This window comes from Paraburkholderia sp. EG304, assembly GCF_046543485.1.
In the GTDB taxonomy this organism is placed as follows: domain Bacteria; phylum Pseudomonadota; class Gammaproteobacteria; order Burkholderiales; family Burkholderiaceae; genus Paraburkholderia; species Paraburkholderia youngii.
Genome location: NZ_JBKGUA010000436.1, coordinates 1 through 259, shown reverse-complemented (window position 1 = coordinate 259; position 259 = coordinate 1). Strand labels below are relative to the sequence as shown.

The following is a 259-nucleotide window of genomic DNA, read 5'->3' as shown; positions in this document are numbered from 1 at the left end:
TGGTCGAACTTGCCGGATGCAAACAATCCCCGTGGCGGCACGAGGATCTTGTGCAGTTCATTGACCACCGACGATTTGCCGATGCCCGAATAACCGGAAACCAGCACGAGCTCGGGCACGCCATTGCTGAGAATCCGGTCGAACGTGGTGACCAGGGTATCGACTTCGCGCTCACGTCCGTAAAGCTTCTCGGGGATCATCAGCCGGTCGGGGGTGCCGTGCTCGTCCAGCGCGAAGTCGTCGATGCGCCGCTGACGCT

At 61.0% G+C, this 259-nt stretch carries 1 protein-coding gene; it reads right to left on the bottom strand.

From position 1 onward, the window contains the following. The coding region (locus tag ACLFKU_RS44625; protein WP_410853504.1) for an AAA family ATPase at positions 1-259 on the bottom strand (259 nt) is incomplete at both ends.